The following is a 14,740-nucleotide window of genomic DNA, read 5'->3' as shown; positions in this document are numbered from 1 at the left end:
GCGCGTCAGTGCGCTAAAGTCCCCGGATCATCCCCGCATTGATCAGCAGCCGGTTGAGCCGCTTCGCCTCGGCGCCGTCCTTGCAGCCGTAGAAAATACCCCTGCAGCGGAGCATGATCTCCTTCTGCTCGGCGAAGGACGGGTCGAGCGGGATGCCGGCGGCTTCCTGGATCACCAGCGGCAGATAGGGACCGTCGACCGTGTCCATCACCGCATCGCTTCTGACCGGCTCGAAATTGACGGCATCGATCGCGTAATAAGTCCCATAGAGGCGCGGATCGTATGCATCGAGCTTCCTGCCGAGGCCGCCTTCGTCGAGCCCGGGCTCGAGGATCTGCGGCGCGAACTCCGGCTGATGGTCGCCGTAGCGCACGATCAGGAAGGGCTCCCCTGGAAAGGTCTTTTTCAGGCCGGCGATGAAGGTCCTGTACTGCTCCGCGCTCATGGCTTGCCGGCGCAGATATTCGTCGATGGAGGGCGTATTTCCGGGCGCGCGCCAGTTCGGCATCAGCTCGGGGCGGAAGCGCGTTTCCCAAGGAAAATGATTGGCGCCGAGATAGATGAAGGTGAACAGCGGCTTGTTCGGCGACCGCGTTCCCATCAACTGCAGCGCTTTGTCGTAGAAGAAGCCGTCGGGCTCGACATCCTTTGCGCCGAGATCCTTGGCGTCATAGAAGCGCTCGATGCCGGTGGTGAGCTGAAAACTGCGTGCGCTCATGAAGGCGCCGTAGGCGGGATAGAGCGACATGGTGTCATAGCCGCAGCGGCGTAGCGCCAGCGGCAGGCCGCGCTCGACGCGGCCCGTCGCGATGCGCGTCACGAAATAGGCGAAGCGGCCGAACGAGCGCGACGAGAGGCCGGCGAGCACGTTGTACTCGGTGAACCAGCTCGGCCCGCCATTGCTCTCGGCCAAGAACGTGCGCTGCTTGCCGTCATAGGATTTGAAATGGCTGCCATAGCCCGGCGGCACCTTGATGCCTTGAGCAGCGCGGATGTCGAAACTCGACTCATCATGGATCATGATGATGTTCGGCCGACGGCCCGCGGGATGACAGGCATCAACCAGCGGCATGTTGAGCCGCTCGTTGGTCGGCGCCGCCGATTCCATGAAGCCATATTGCGCGAAGTCGGAGACCGCACTGACACCGGAGCGGAAGAACTTCGAGAGATAGCCGTCGTCGTAATAGCCGCGCCAGGCCTCGTCCGGATGGTAGAGCGAATAGCCAACCAGTGCAGCGACACAGGCGAGCATGGAGGCAAGCGCCGGCAGGCGACGGATGCGGAACGGATCGAGCCACCACAGCGCATACATCAGCGGCAGCGTGACGAGGCCGGTCAGGATCACCGACCAGCGCAGGTTCGGGAAGATCGTGAACAGGAATGCAACGGTGTCGCGGTCGATCATCATCAGGTCGATGAAGTTGACCGTCATCTGCACGACGTCGTGTTTGAGGCGCGACAGCAGCACCAGCACCACGACCATGGTCAGCGACAGCGCGCCCGAAAGCGCAGGCCGCCGCAGCAGCGTGATCCAGAAGAAGTTGAGGATGCCCCAGGCCAGCACGAAGGACAGCCGCGCGCCGAAATCGGTCTCGGTCTCGTACATCAGGGCCAGGGCTGCGAGATGCGGCGCGGCAACCGCAAGCAGGCGCCAGATGCCGAGCGCGGCAACGCTCGCCAGAACGGCGGTGGCGGCAGAGGGACCTGGATTGGGCGCGGACGCCATCGACAACACGCAACAGCTGGTCCGGCGGGGTAATGCCGAGCCTGTCAGACCGGCCTGGGCGTTCGGCGCAGCCGGAAGCCTGCACCGTGTCATAAAACTGTAATTGAACGGTCATCGACAAGCAACGCAGGTCGCGGTCCGACCTTCGCTTAATGTTAGTGACGAGCGAATGGGCCGTACAGGCACGGCCTCTAGCGCTTGGTGATCCCCGCAATGAACAGATCGATCACCCCTTCCGCCATCCGCTCGATCTCGCCCTCCTCCACGCCCCAGCGCTGAAAGTGGCCATCGAGCTTCATCCTAGCAAAACCGTACACCAGGGCACGGCCGGCAATCTGGATGCGCTTGAGGTCGTCCGACCGCAGCAGGCCCTGCTCCGCCGCGTCAGTCAGCATTCGCTCCGTCAGCGCGATCAATTCGGAATTGTCGCGCGTCAGTTCGGCCGAACTGCCATGGGCGAAGTAGCTCCCGGTCGAGATGATCTCGAAATGCGCGGGATTGCGCATCGCCCAGCGCAAGTATGCGAGGCCGAAGGCGCGGAAGCGAGCCAGTGGCTCTGCCGGCGACGCCTGGCCCAGCGCCGCCTCGATCTCGGTGCGGAAGCGCCTCTGCGCTTCCTCGGCCGCCGCCGCCATTAGCGCATCGCGGGTGGGGAAGTGCCGGAACGGCGCCCCAGGCGACACCGCAGCGCGGCGCGCCGCCTCGCGGACCGAGACCTTGGCGCCCTCGGCCGCCAGTTGCAGCGCAGCGTCGATCAGGACGCGGCGGAGGTCTCCGTGGTGGTAGGGCCGGGCCTCGGCCGCGCTGCGGCCGCGGGGAAGCTTGGGTGTGGGGCCGGTGGGCATAAAGCTTTCTAGCATCACCCGAACGTGAATGTAATCAGCGATTACACCGTTGACGACCACACGACCCCGTTATGTAATCGATGATTACATAACGGGGAGACATCGCCATGCCGCAACGTCAAAGCTGGTTCGAGGGCTGGCGGCTGCTTGCCGCCCTCGCCTTGAGCCTCATCGCCTTGAGCCTGTGGATTGCATCGATGCGGCAGTTCGAGATCGACGGCGTGCGCATGGTGATCCGGTTTACGGCACGAAGCTCGCTCATTCTGTTCTGCCTCGCCTTCGGCGCCGCTTCGCTGGCGCGGCTTTGGCCCAATGGCTGGACACGCTGGCAGTGCCGCAACCGCCGCTATCTGGGCCTGAGCTTCGCGGCCTCCCATGCCATCCACGCGGTTGCGATCGTCGCATTCGCCAAAATGGATCCTGCTGGCTTCGCGGAGGCCACCTCGGCCGCCTCCTACATCTTCGGCGGCATCGGCTATGCCTTCATCATCGCCATGAGCACGACCTCATTCGACCGCACGGCCGCACTGATCGGGCCACGCGCCTGGCGCGCGCTGCATCTTGCAGGCGGCTACTATCTCTGGTTCCAGTTCATGGTGTCGTTCGGCAAGCGCGTCCCGGCGATGCCGCTCTATGCCGCGTTCCTCATTCCGCTGCTCGCCGTGATGGCCCTGCGCCTGATCGCGATGGCCGCCCATCCGCGCGGACGGACGGCCGAGGCAAGCTGAGCGCCAGGCTCAGCCCTGCGGCAGCAGCCCGAGCCGCTTGGCGATGATGCGGTCCAGCGTCCGCTTCGGCAACACAGCCCCGATCAGATAGCGCAGCCGGTCCGGCGTGATCTGGTAGCGCACCTTGGGACTCGAGGCCGTCAACGCCTCGAACACGATTTCGGCGATCCGCTCGGCGGGCAGGCCCTTTGCGCCGAGCTCCATCATGAAGGCCATGACCTTGTTGAGGGCAGGCAGATAGGGCGAGTTCTGGTAGACCGAGAGATCGATCTGCTCGGCCTTGCTCCAGATCGGCGTCTTCACCGCTCCGGGGGCGACGATGATGACGTCGATACCGAACAGCATCAGCTCGCGCCGCAGGCTCTCCGACAATCCCTCGATGGCATGCTTGGAGGTGCAGTAGGGCGCCGACAGCGGGTTGCCGTTCTTGCCCGCGACCGAGCTGATCATCACGATCCGCCCCTTCGGTCCGTTCAGCGACGGGTCGGCGCCGAGCAGCGGCCCGAACGCCTGCGTGGCGATGACGGGGCCGATGACGTTGATGTCCATCTGGCGGCGGAAATCGTCGGCCGATAGTTCGAGGACGGGACCGGCGACTGCGATGCCGGCATTGTTGACGAGACCGGCCAGCGTCTCGCCACCCAGCGCCTCACGCACCTGGCGCGCAGCGGCCAGCACGGCCGCCTCGTCGGTGACGTCGAACAGCAACGGCGTGAAATTGGTGCCGAACTCCTCGTTGAGCCGATCGGCGTCGACCTGTTGGCGGACGCTGCCGAAGACACGATAGCCGCGCCCGATCAGGAATTTTGCAGTGGCCCAGCCAATGCCGGTGGACGCGCCGGTGATAACGACAGATCGCATGTTTCTTCCCCCAACAGTTCCCGTGATCATGTAGGAGGAAGGCGCTGTCGCGCAATGCTGTCCAATTCTCAGGCCGCGCAACCAGGACGATTTCTGCGTAGCTGACGCAATGCAAGAACGCGCAGCCCGTGTCGATTCTTAGGATGAAGCGGCACGTGAACGTCACGCGGCTTGCCTGATCGCGCGATGAGATTACGGATGAAGAGCAGAATCCTTGACTTTGAAGACGCTGATGTTTTGGAGTTTGGAAGTTTGCAGAAAATTCTGAGAAACGACGCGAGAATCAAGAATGTGGTTTAAGCGTCAGTTCTTCGTGCTCAGATTGCACTTCAGCTCGCGAAGAATTTGAATGAAGCAGCAATGCTTCGCGCGAGATGGAAAAAGCGAGACCGCTGTTCGCGATCCCGCTCAGATATAGTCGCGAAGGCTTAAGATTTGGTTTGGCGAGCGAAGCTTTGCTTCCGCCATCATTCCGGGGCGAGCACAAGCGCCGCCCCGGAATGAGAGGGCTTAGTTTTTCGACTTGTCGACCAGCGCGCCCTTCTTGATCCAGGGCATCATGTCGCGCAGCTTGGCACCGACTTCCTCGATCGGGTGCTCGGCGAGCTTGGCGCGGGTCGCCTTGAACGAGGTCTGGTTGACCTTGTTCTCGAGCATCCAATCACGGGCGAACTTGCCGGACTGGATGTCGTTCAGAACCCGCTTCATCTCCTTCTTGGTCTCGTCGGTGACGATGCGCGGGCCGGTGACGTACTCGCCGTACTCCGCGGTGTTGGAGATCGAGTAATTCATGTTGGCGATGCCGCCTTCATAGATCAGGTCGACGATCAGCTTCACCTCGTGCAGGCATTCGAAATAGGCCATCTCCGGCGCATAGCCGGCCTCGACCAGCGTCTCGTAGCCGCCCTTGATCAGCTCGACCAGGCCGCCGCAGAGCACGACCTGCTCGCCGAACAGGTCGGTCTCGCACTCTTCCTTGAAGGTGGTCTCGATGATGCCGGCGCGGCCGCCGCCGACAGCGGAGGCGTAGGAAAGGCCGAGGTCATGGGCGTTGCCAGAGACGTCCTTGGCGATCGCGATCAGGCAGGGCACGCCGCCGCCGCGCTGATACTCGGAGCGCACGGTGTGGCCGGGCCCCTTCGGCGCGATCATCAGCACGTCGAGGTCGGCGCGCGGGTCGAGCAGGTTGAAGTGGACGTTGAGGCCGTGCGCGAAGACGAGGGCTGCGCCTTTCTTCATGTTGTCATGCAGGTGCTCGCGGTAGATGTCGCCCTGGAGCTCGTCCGGGGTCAGCATCATGACGAGGTCGGCCCATTTGGCGGCTTCGGCGACTTCCATCACCTTGAAGCCGGCGGCTTCCGCCTTCTTGGCCGAGGCCGAACCCTTGCGGAGCGCGATCGCGACTTCCTTGACGCCGGAATCCTTCAGGTTCAGCGCGTGGGCGTGGCCCTGGCTGCCATAGCCGACGATGACGACCTTCTTGCCCTTGATCAGGTTCAGGTCGGCGTCGCGATCGTAATAAACACGCATGGTCATTTCCTCATTCAGGGGCCGGAATCGGCCGTTGGTCAGATCTCGGAGAGTGAAATTTGCGGATTTCGGGGGCTGTCTAGAGCATTTTCGGTCCCCTGGGAAACCCGTTTCTGCATGAAAAACTGCGGCATCATGCATCCATGAAAACAGGGTAGAGCGATGCCAGCAGCAGGATCGCCATCAAGATATTGAAGACGCGTACCAGCCGCTCGGAGGTCAGGACCGGCCGCAGCGCGGTACCGAAGAGGGCCCAGACCACGGTCGAAACCGCGCCCACGAGCAGGCTGACCAGGGTCTGGATCGCGATGTTGAGCGGGAATTGGGCGATGGCCGCATAGGCGGTGATGGTGCCGATCACGATCACCCACCCCTTTGCGTTGATCCACTGGAACATGGCCGCGCCCCAGAAGGTCATTGGCCCGCGGCCGCTTGCCTCGCCCGGCGTGGCCGGGCCCGACAAGGCGATCACGGCGGCGAGGTAAACCAGGTAGGCGGCGCCGGCATATTTCAAGATGGCCTGGAGGATCGGATAGGCCAGAAACACGGTGCCAAGCCCAAGGCCGACCGCGGCAATCATGAACGCGAAGCCGAGGACTATGCCGACGATGTGGGGGACTGTGCGCCGGAAGCCATAAGTCAGCCCCGAAGACAGCAGCATGATGTTGTTCGGCCCGGGCGTGAAGTACATCACCGCCATGAAGGCGAGGAAGGCATAGAGCAGCGAGTGGGACATATTCACCTCACACAGCTTTCGGCAGCGCCTGAGGACGCCCCACCAAGACCATCACTGCGATGCCGCCGATCACGGTGAGCATGCCGGCGAGTCGCAGAGGCCCGAACCTCTCACCGAACACGATGCTGGAGGCGGCCGAGCCGACGAACGGCACCAGCAATGCGAACGGCACCACCTGCGCAGCGCGATAATCGCGCAAAAGCCGGCCCCACAGCCAATAGGCGATGCTGGTCGAGATGCCGCCAAGCGCCAGCATGCAGAGACCGGCGGTCAGCGACATATGAGTCAGCGATGCCCAGGTCGGCGCCGGGCCATTGGCGATCAGCGCCAGCACGAACAGCGGCATGGCTGATGCAAGGCACAGCCAGGCGAACAGATCGAACATCGGCACACCGCGGGCGCCGCGGAGCAAGAGATTGCCGACGGCGAAGCTGACCGGCGCGACCATCAGAACCGCGAAGGCGCCGACGCTGAAATCATAACCGACGGTGCCGCAGATCATCAGAAGGCCGATTGCTGCGATGACGATGCCCAGCGTCTGCGCTGGTGTCGGACGTTCGCCGAATGCGATCGCGGCAAAGCCGATGGTGAACAGCGCCTGGCTCTGCACGACGACGCTGGTGAGCCCCACCGGTACGCCACGGGCGATGCCATAGGCCTGGCTCAGGAACTGGCCGAGGAACAGCGTGAAGCTGATCGCGATCAGCAGCGGCCAGGCGATCTTCGGCTTGCGGATGAACAGGCACGGCGCCGCCGCGATCATGAAGCGCAGCGCCGTCATCAATTCCGGTGAAAGCTCGTCGAGCGCGATCCGGCTCGCCACGAAGGCAAGGCCCCAGGTGATCGCCACCATGAGGGCGATGAGAATGTCGGCCGGCTTCATTGTTGTTCTCGGTTCTGCTTTGTCGTGCAGCCCTGTTTGTTGTTCTGGTCTAGCCTTGCTCGCCGGCTTTCGGTTTTCGCAGCAGATACGTGCCGTGCATGGGCGCGTGGTAGTCGGCCGAGACCAGGGTGAAACCGACGTCGGTCAGCAACCGCTCCATCACCCAGCCGAAGGTGGAATATTCATCACGCATATGTGTGACCACGCTCTCGCGCGAGAAATCGTGGTTCTTGATCTGGTAGTCGGCCCATTGCTCGACGTCCCGCTCGGAGGTATCAGGCATCGAGACGTAGACGATGTCGCGCAGGTAAAAGCTCGCACCCGGCTTCAGCGCGCGATAGATCCGCGACATTGCCACCGCCTTCCAAAAATCCGGCAGGTGGTGCAGCGTGAACTCGCTGACGATCAGGTCGTAGGATTCCGGCTGGTAGGCGAAGCTGAGCAGGCCGGCGGACTGCGTCGCGACCTTTGCCTTGCGGTCTTGCGCATAGATCTCGGCAAGCGCCAGCATCGCCGGCGAGATGTCGACGGCGTCGACCTGCGCACCCATCAGCGCCGCTTCCGTCGCCAGCACGCCATTGCCGCAGCCGATGTCGGCGATCCGCCAGCCACGCTGCACCCCGAGCATCTTCAGCGCGGCGCGCGCGCGCAGATCGGCGTCATCGTGACTGTCGTAAATAGAGGCGACCGCGGGCCCGATGCCCATCCGGTTCCGCTCGTTGTAGTACCAGTCGCGCGCCAGCATGGTTCACATTCCTTCGGGCCCGCGGCCGATCGCGGCAACGCCGGTGCGCGACACCTCGACGAGGCCGATCGGGCGCATCAGGTCGATAAACTGGTTGATCTTGTCGGTATTGCCTGTGATCTCGAACACAAAGCTCTCGGTGGTGGCGTCGATCACCCGGGCGCGGAACGCGTCCGCCAGGCGCAGCGCCTCGACGCGGTGCTCGCCCTGCCCGCGCACCTTCACCATCGCAAGCTCGCGCTCGATCGAGCGCTTGGTCAGTGTCATGTCGACGACGCGGTAGACCGGGATCATGCGATCGAGCTGATGCTTGATCTGCTCGATCACCATCGGGGTGCCAGTGGTGACGATGGTGATGCGCGACAGATGTTTCTGGCTCTCGGTCTCGGAGACGGTGAGGCTCTCGATATTGTAGCCGCGCCCGGAGAACAGGCCGATGACGCGCGCGAGCACGCCGGGCTCGTTCTGCACGAGCGCCGAGAGCGTGTGCGTCTCGTTGGGATCGTGACGGTCCTCGATGAAATAGGCGGATGCGGGCTGGTTCATTGTCGTCCCCTCTATTCTCTCGTCACGCCGTCGCCCGCTGATGGGAAGACGGCTCGTCGCTGCTGGATCATCGCTCTATCGGCTCACACCAGCGCCTTGCCGCCGGCAAATGCCTTTGCGGTGGCCTCGTCGTTCGCCTGTTCCGGCAACAGCATCTCGTTGTGCGCCTTGCCGGACGGGATCATCGGGAAGCAGTTTTCGAGTGCGGCGACGCGGCAGTCGAACAGCACCGGGCGCTTGACCGAGATCATCTCCTGGATGGCGCCGTCGAGATCGGCAGGCTTGTGCACCTGGATGCCGACGCCGCCATAGGCTTCCGCGAGCTTGACGAAATCCGGCAGCGCCTCGGAGTAGGAATGCGACAGCCGGTTGCCGTGGAGCAGCTGCTGCCACTGCCGCACCATGCCCATATACTGGTTGTTCAGGATGAATATCTTGATCGGCAACTCGTACTGAACCGCTGTCGACATCTCCTGCATCGTCATCTGCACCGAGGCGTCGCCCGCGATATCGATGACGAGGCTGTCGGGATGGGCGACCTGCACGCCGACCGCGGCCGGCAGGCCATAGCCCATGGTACCGAGACCGCCCGACGTCATCCAGCGGTGCGGCTCCTCGAAGCCGAAGAACTGCGCGGCCCACATCTGGTGCTGCCCGACCTCGGTCGTGATGTACGTATCCTTGCCGCGCGTTGCCTCAAACAGGCTCTGGATCGCATGCTGCGGCAGGATGACGTCGTTGCTCTTCTTGTAATAGAGCGAGTTGCGGGCGCGCCACTGCGCGATCTGCTGCCACCACGCCTTGACGTCGGGCTTCTTCGCCTCCGCCTTGAACACCTGCAGGATGTCGCCGAGGATGTTGCCGCAGTCGCCGATGATCGGCACGTCGACGCGGATGTTCTTGTTGATCGAGGACGGATCGATGTCGATGTGGATCTTCTTCGAGCCCGGCGAGAACGCATCGACGCGGCCGGTGATACGGTCGTCGAAGCGCGCGCCAACGCACAGCATGACGTCGCAATCATGCATGGTCATGTTGGCTTCGTAGGTGCCGTGCATGCCGAGCATGCCGAGCCAGTTCTTGCCCGACGCCGGATAGGCGCCCAGGCCCATCAGCGTGGAGGTGATCGGAAAGCCAGTAACCTCGACCAGCTCGCGCAGCAGCTTGGTCGCCTCGGGACCGGAATTGATGACGCCGCCGCCGCTGTAGATCACGGGGCGCTTGGCGCCTGCGAGCAGCGCCACGGCCTTGCGGATTTGCGTCGCGTCGCCCTTCACGCGCGGCGCATAGGACCGGTGCACGTCGGACTTGCGCGGCGGATGATAGGTGCCGGTCGCGAATTGCACGTCCTTGGGCACATCGACGAGCACCGGGCCCGGACGGCCGGAAGTCGCGACGTAGAAGGCCTCGTGCAGCACTTTTGCGAGATCGTTGACGTCGCGCACCAGCCAGTTGTGCTTGGTGCAGGGGCGCGTGATGCCGACGGTGTCGCATTCCTGGAATGCATCGTTGCCGATCAGGTGCGTCGGCACCTGGCCGGAGATGCAGACCAGGGGGATCGAGTCCATCAGCGCGTCGGTCAGCGGCGTCACCATGTTGGTGGCGCCAGGGCCGGAGGTCACCAGCGCCACGCCCGGCTTGCCGGTCGAACGCGCATAGCCCTCGGCGGCATGGCCCGCGCCCTGTTCGTGGCGGACCAGGATGTGCTGGACCTCGCTCTGCTGGAAGATCTCGTCATAGATCGGAAGCACCGCGCCGCCGGGATAGCCGAAAATGTCGGTCACGCCATGATCGATGAGCGCGCGAACGATCATCGCGGCGCCGGTCATCTGGTTCGGATCGTGGCTCTTGTCGCTCATTGGCTTGCTCCGGATGCGCTGTTGTCAGCGGCTTCGTTCGTGTCTGGTTCGGCAAATAAAAAAGGCCCCGAAAAGGGCCCATGCACACCGCCTGTCAGGTGGATGGCAGCTAGCCACCCCCGGCGGTGTGCCTGGGTACGACGGCGATAAGGAGTTTGGTAATAATGTTACGCATGGCAGGTGCCCGGCTTCCCAAAGGTTGCGCGAAACATAGCGGCCAAAGCCCGGATGTCAAGGCAATGCGGCCGTTCCCGCGCGATTTCGATAGTGTAGCGGGGTTCCTGCAGTTCGGCGAGAGGTAAATTCGGCGCCGCCGCCACAATGGCACGTCAATCGGGGGCGCGCGCAGCGTTCACGATGGCTGCAAGCCACCCCCTCGCCTCCTCCGGCTTCACCCATTCGAACGCGGGCAGCTGGTGCCTGAACCAGGTGAACTGGCGCTTGGCGTAATGGCGGGTGTCGGCGCGGCCGATGCTGGCCGCCTCCTCCAGGCTGAGCTCGCCGCGCAGATGCCGGATCAGCGCCGGCACGCCATGGGCTTTCATGGCCGGCAGCAGCGGGTCGAGATTCCGAGCCGCCAGCCGCTCGACTTCCTTCAGCGCGCCGGCGCCCAGCATGGCGTCGAAGCGGGCATCGATGCGGGCGTAGAGGTCGTCGCGCTCGGGGCTCAGAAACACCGCGCGGAAACTGTCCTTGGGCAACAGCGGCGGCTCGCCCTCGCGGTGCCAGTCGAGCAGCGAGCGGCCGGTCGCCTCGATCACTTCGAGCGCGCGCGCAATCCGGCTGCGATCGCGCAGGTTCAATCGCTCGGCGGCGCGGGCATCACGACGCGCGAGTTCCGCATGCAGAGCCTCGACGCCGTTCCGCTCCAGCCGCGTACGCACGTCCTCGCGCACGTCGGCAGGAATCGGCGGCACCACCGAGAGCCCCGCCGTCAGCGCCTTGAAATACAGCCCGGTGCCGCCAATGAAGATCGGCAGGCGGCCCTGCGCTTGCGCCTCTTCGAGCGCCTTCGCCGCGTCGCTCACCCAGGCGCCGGTCGAGAAATTCACGGCGGCATCGACATGACCGTAGAGGCGGTGCGGCACCCGCGCCTCGTCGCCATGCGTCGGGCGCGCCGTGATGATACGCAGGTCACGGTAGACCTGCATGGAATCGGCATTGATGACGACGCCGCCCGTCGTCAGCGCAAGCTCGAGCGCCAGCGCCGACTTGCCGCTGGCGGTCGGGCCTGCGATAAGCACGGCCTTGCCAACACGCCTTCTGCTGACTTGCCCCTCGCTCACGAAAACCTCAAATGTCCCTCGTCGCCACGCTGATCTGCCATCCCGCCAATCCCGCGCTCGACAGCACCATCGTCGATGGTGCCCGCGCCGTGCTGCCCCAGGCGGCACCTGCGCATTGGCTGTTCGATGGAGTTGCCGTCGACATCCCCTTCGGCGCCGACAGTAACCTCGGAGGCGACCGTCACGCCATCGAGCAGCGGTTGCGCGAGCTTCGCGGCGACCTGCCGATCGACATCGTGGTGCAGCCGTCCGGCTTCCGGCGCAAGAAGCTTTTTCTCGCCGACATGGATTCCACCATGATCGGCCAGGAATGCATCGATGAGCTCGCCGATTTTGCCGGGCTGAAGGCGCATGTGGCCGGGATCACCGAACGCGCCATGCGCGGCGAGATCGAGTTCGAGCCCGCCTTGCGCGAGCGCGTCGCCCTCCTGAAGGACCTGCCCGCCGCCGTGGTCGACGAGGTCCTTGCAAAACGCATCACGCCGACACCGGGCGGCGGCACGCTGGTCGCGACCATGCGCGCGCACGGCGCCTATGCCTGCCTGATCTCCGGCGGCTTCACGCTGTTCACGCGCGCTGTGGCCGCCAGGATCGGCTTCCAGGAAAACCGCGCCAACGAGCTCGTCGTGCGCGACGGCAAGTTCACCGGCGAGGTGAAGGAGCCGATTTTGGGCCGTGCGGCAAAGCTCGCGACGCTTGTCGACCTGATGGAGTCGCGCGATCTCGACGACATCGACTCGCTGGTGGTCGGCGACGGTGCCAATGACCTTGCGATGATCCAGGCCGCGGGGTTGGGCGTGGCGTATCATGCGAAGCCTGCCGTGGCGGCCGCAGCGGCGGCGCGGATCGACCACGGCGATCTCACCGCGCTGCTCTATGCGCAGGGGTATCGGCGCGAGGAGTTTGTGGAGGGCTAGCCTCTACAGTCGTCAGCTCTTGCTGCACTCTCAGCAGCAGTAGGGTGGGCAAAGGCGCACTTGCGCCGTGCCCACCACTCTTGCTGCGATGGTGGAGAGATGGTGGGCACACTTCGCTTTGCCCACCCTACTGGATTGCGCCCTACTGCACGCTCAGCGCAACAAACCGCAGCTCGCCGTCGCCATTCGAGACCAGCAGCAGCACGGACTTCTTGCCGTCCTTCTTGAGCTGGTCGACGCGCTTCTGGATGTCGGCGCCGCTCGACACGGCTTCCTGCGCCACCTCGACGATGACGTCGCCGGCGGAGAGCCGCTTCTCCGCGGCATCCGAATTCCCGTCGACATTGGTGACGACCACGCCCTTGACGCTGTCCTTGATCTTGTAGCGCGCGCGCAAATCCTTGCTCAGCACCGCGAGATCGAGGCCGAGCGCCTTCTGCGTCACGGTCTTTTCAGGCGCGGGCTCGTCGGTCTTCACCGCGGCCTGCACTTTCTCGGGATCCTGCAAGCGGCCGAGCGTGACCTTCTTGGTCTCCTCCTGGCCTTTGCGGATGATGACGACATCGACCTCCTTGCCGACAGCCGTGTCGGCGACGACGCGGGAAAGGTCCTTCGGGTCCTTGACGTCCTTGCCGTCGAACTTGACGACGACGTCGCCGGGCTCGATGCCGGCGGGCTTGGCGGGCCCCTTGTCGTCGATGCCGGCAACCAGCGCGCCGCGCGGCGGCTTGATGTTGAGGCTCTCGGCGATCTCGTCGGTGACGCCCTGGATGCGTACGCCGAGCCAGCCGCGGCGGAGCTCGCCGAACTGACGGAGCTGGTCGACGACCCCCGCAACGGTCTTCGACGGCACGGCGAAGCCGATGCCGATCGAGCCGCCGGAGGGGGAGATGATCAGCGTGTTGACGCCGATCACGTCGCCATCGAGGTTGAACAGCGGACCGCCGGAATTGCCGCGGTTGATAGAGGCGTCGGTCTGGATATAGCTGTCATAGGGACCTGAGGAGATATCGCGGTTCTTGGCCGAGACGATGCCGGCCGTGACCGTGCCGCCGAGGCTGAAGGGGTTGCCGATCGCGACCACCCAGTCGCCGAGGCGCAGCTTGTCGGAGTCGCCGAACTTCACCGACACCAGCGGCTTGATCGGCTTGAACTTCAACACGGCCAGATCGGTCTTCTTGTCGACGCCGACGAGCTCGGCCTTGATCTTGGTGCCATCGTTGAGAATGACGTTGATCTCGTCGGCATCGGCGATGACGTGATTGTTGGTGACGACGACGCCGGAGGTGTCGATGATGAAGCCGGAGCCGAGCGAATTGGTCTTACGGGGCTGCGGGCCGCTGTCGCCGCGCTCGCCGCCCTTGCTGCCGCCGCCGGGACCACGGCGGTTCTTGAAGAAGTCGTCGAAGAATTCCTCGAACGGCGAGCCGGGCGGCAGCTGCGGCATGGCGTTGCTGCCGCCGCCGCCCTTGGCTTCGACGGTCTGCGAGGTCGAGATGTTGACGACCGCGTCGATCACTTTCTCGGCGACGTCGGCGATGCCATCCGGTCCGCGCGCATGAGCGGGCGAGCCGAAGAGAGAGCCGATGGCGAGCGCAGCCAGCCCAAGGCGCACGCAATGGCGCAAGCGGGCCGGGGCAATGGTGGCAGCGTTCATTGTGATCTCCAGAGAGAATAAGGGATTCGGCATCAGACTGCGCTCGAACGGGTCGAGGGCGCAAGCACGGAGGTCAACGGACCTCAAGATGCGGATAATACGGCGAAAAACTGCTCCTCGCCTTCACTTTGGCGTTGGCACGGCCGCTAAATGGGCCGCCGCATGACCCAGATCAGGATCAGGCCGGCGACCGCCGACGCGATCCCCACCGCCCGCAGGATGTGGTCGGGCGTGGCGAGCGCGCTCTTCATGGCCCGGCGCATCCAGGCCGGACTTGCCGCGAACATCAAGCCTTCCAGCACGAACAGGATGCCCAAACCGATGAGGAAGTCGGTGAACGCAATGGACCTCATCGGATTGGAACCTCCCGTTGTGTTGTTCTTATCTGGACCAAGGGCGGCAAAAGTTCCGCCCTTCGTCT

14 protein-coding genes are annotated in these 14,740 nt (G+C 64.2%); 2 read left to right on the top strand and 12 right to left on the bottom strand.

Annotation, left to right across the window (positions count from 1 at the left end; genetic code table 11):
- Positions 1–13: 13 nt before the first annotated feature.
- Positions 14–1,726, bottom strand: coding sequence for a sulfatase-like hydrolase/transferase (locus FXV83_RS17445; RefSeq protein WP_187435972.1), 1,713 nt, complete (start codon positions 1,724–1,726; stop codon positions 14–16).
- Between the two features lie 191 nt (positions 1,727–1,917).
- The gene (locus FXV83_RS17440) at positions 1,918–2,571 is read right to left on the bottom strand and encodes a TetR/AcrR family transcriptional regulator (protein WP_235939779.1); all 654 of its coding nucleotides are present in this window, start codon (positions 2,569–2,571) and stop codon (positions 1,918–1,920) included.
- 107 nt (positions 2,572–2,678) lie between these two features.
- On the opposite strand from FXV83_RS17440, the gene FXV83_RS17435 reads away from it, so the two are divergent.
- Positions 2,679–3,299, top strand: a complete 621-nt coding sequence (locus tag FXV83_RS17435) for a hypothetical protein (RefSeq protein WP_148740632.1) — start codon at positions 2,679–2,681, stop codon at positions 3,297–3,299.
- A 9-nt stretch (positions 3,300–3,308) separates the two neighbouring features.
- On the opposite strand, the gene FXV83_RS17430 is transcribed toward FXV83_RS17435, so the two are convergent.
- The 8 genes from FXV83_RS17430 to miaA all read right to left on the bottom strand — a co-directional run bounded on the left by FXV83_RS17430 (position 3,309) and on the right by miaA (position 11,745).
- On the bottom strand, positions 3,309–4,160 hold the full coding sequence (locus tag FXV83_RS17430; RefSeq protein ID WP_148740631.1) for an SDR family oxidoreductase: 852 nt from the start codon (positions 4,158–4,160) through the stop codon (positions 3,309–3,311).
- A gap of 510 nt (positions 4,161–4,670) precedes the next feature.
- On the bottom strand, positions 4,671–5,690 hold the full coding sequence (ilvC, locus tag FXV83_RS17425) for a ketol-acid reductoisomerase (RefSeq protein WP_148740630.1): 1,020 nt from the start codon (positions 5,688–5,690) through the stop codon (positions 4,671–4,673).
- Positions 5,691–5,823: 133 nt separating this feature from the next.
- Positions 5,824–6,426 (bottom strand): LysE family translocator, encoded by a 603-nt coding sequence (locus FXV83_RS17420; protein WP_187435971.1) that lies wholly within the window; start codon positions 6,424–6,426, stop codon positions 5,824–5,826.
- A gap of 7 nt (positions 6,427–6,433) precedes the next feature.
- Positions 6,434–7,309 carry an EamA family transporter gene (locus FXV83_RS17415; protein WP_148740628.1) on the bottom strand — a complete coding sequence of 292 codons (876 nt, stop codon included), beginning with the start codon at positions 7,307–7,309 and terminating at the stop codon, positions 6,434–6,436.
- 49 nt (positions 7,310–7,358) lie between these two features.
- Entirely contained in the window at positions 7,359–8,054 is a 696-nt protein-coding gene (locus FXV83_RS17410) for a class I SAM-dependent methyltransferase (protein ID WP_148740627.1), read from the bottom strand.
- 3 nt (positions 8,055–8,057) lie between these two features.
- The gene (gene ilvN, locus FXV83_RS17405; protein ID WP_148740626.1) at positions 8,058–8,600 is read right to left on the bottom strand and encodes an acetolactate synthase small subunit; all 543 of its coding nucleotides are present in this window, start codon (positions 8,598–8,600) and stop codon (positions 8,058–8,060) included.
- 83 nt (positions 8,601–8,683) lie between these two features.
- Entirely contained in the window at positions 8,684–10,459 is a 1,776-nt protein-coding gene (locus FXV83_RS17400) for an acetolactate synthase 3 large subunit (RefSeq protein ID WP_148740625.1), read from the bottom strand.
- Between the two features lie 329 nt (positions 10,460–10,788).
- A complete protein-coding gene (miaA, locus tag FXV83_RS17395; RefSeq protein WP_148740624.1) occupies positions 10,789–11,745 on the bottom strand; it encodes a tRNA (adenosine(37)-N6)-dimethylallyltransferase MiaA in 957 nt (318 codons plus the stop codon).
- A gap of 11 nt (positions 11,746–11,756) precedes the next feature.
- On the opposite strand from miaA, the gene serB reads away from it, so the two are divergent.
- Positions 11,757–12,662, top strand: coding sequence for a phosphoserine phosphatase SerB (gene serB, locus FXV83_RS17390; RefSeq protein ID WP_148740623.1), 906 nt, complete (start codon positions 11,757–11,759; stop codon positions 12,660–12,662).
- Between the two features lie 142 nt (positions 12,663–12,804).
- On the opposite strand, the gene FXV83_RS17385 is transcribed toward serB, so the two are convergent.
- On the bottom strand, positions 12,805–14,319 hold the full coding sequence (locus FXV83_RS17385) for a Do family serine endopeptidase (RefSeq protein WP_148740622.1): 1,515 nt from the start codon (positions 14,317–14,319) through the stop codon (positions 12,805–12,807).
- Positions 14,320–14,465: 146 nt separating this feature from the next.
- The gene (locus tag FXV83_RS17380) at positions 14,466–14,672 is read right to left on the bottom strand and encodes a DUF2065 domain-containing protein (RefSeq protein ID WP_148740621.1); all 207 of its coding nucleotides are present in this window, start codon (positions 14,670–14,672) and stop codon (positions 14,466–14,468) included.
- Positions 14,673–14,740 lie beyond the last annotated feature (68 nt).

It is taken from the genome of Bradyrhizobium hipponense (assembly GCF_008123965.1).
Lineage (GTDB): Bacteria > Pseudomonadota > Alphaproteobacteria > Rhizobiales > Xanthobacteraceae > Bradyrhizobium > Bradyrhizobium hipponense.
This window is presented reverse-complemented; position numbering and strand designations above follow the sequence as displayed.

Bases quoted from the DNA above. Each gene is read 5' to 3' on its own strand.
- ilvN (WP_148740626.1), bottom strand. From the start codon at position 8,600: ATGAACCAGCCCGCATCCGCCTATTTCATCGAGGACCGTCACGATCCC.
- FXV83_RS17415 (WP_148740628.1), bottom strand. From the start codon at position 7,309: ATGAAGCCGGCCGACATTCTCATCGCCCTCATGGTGGCGATCACCTGG.
- serB (WP_148740623.1), top strand. From the start codon at position 11,757: ATGTCCCTCGTCGCCACGCTGATCTGCCATCCCGCCAATCCCGCGCTC.
- FXV83_RS17435 (WP_148740632.1), top strand. From the start codon at position 2,679: ATGCCGCAACGTCAAAGCTGGTTCGAGGGCTGGCGGCTGCTTGCCGCC.
- FXV83_RS17430 (WP_148740631.1), bottom strand. From the start codon at position 4,160: ATGCGATCTGTCGTTATCACCGGCGCGTCCACCGGCATTGGCTGGGCC.
- FXV83_RS17380 (WP_148740621.1), bottom strand. From the start codon at position 14,672: ATGAGGTCCATTGCGTTCACCGACTTCCTCATCGGTTTGGGCATCCTG.
- FXV83_RS17410 (WP_148740627.1), bottom strand. From the start codon at position 8,054: ATGCTGGCGCGCGACTGGTACTACAACGAGCGGAACCGGATGGGCATC.
- FXV83_RS17400 (WP_148740625.1), bottom strand. From the start codon at position 10,459: ATGAGCGACAAGAGCCACGATCCGAACCAGATGACCGGCGCCGCGATG.
- FXV83_RS17385 (WP_148740622.1), bottom strand. From the start codon at position 14,319: ATGAACGCTGCCACCATTGCCCCGGCCCGCTTGCGCCATTGCGTGCGC.
- FXV83_RS17445 (WP_187435972.1), bottom strand. From the start codon at position 1,726: ATGGCGTCCGCGCCCAATCCAGGTCCCTCTGCCGCCACCGCCGTTCTG.
- FXV83_RS17420 (WP_187435971.1), bottom strand. From the start codon at position 6,426: ATGTCCCACTCGCTGCTCTATGCCTTCCTCGCCTTCATGGCGGTGATG.
- ilvC (WP_148740630.1), bottom strand. From the start codon at position 5,690: ATGCGTGTTTATTACGATCGCGACGCCGACCTGAACCTGATCAAGGGC.
- FXV83_RS17440 (WP_235939779.1), bottom strand. From the start codon at position 2,571: ATGCCCACCGGCCCCACACCCAAGCTTCCCCGCGGCCGCAGCGCGGCC.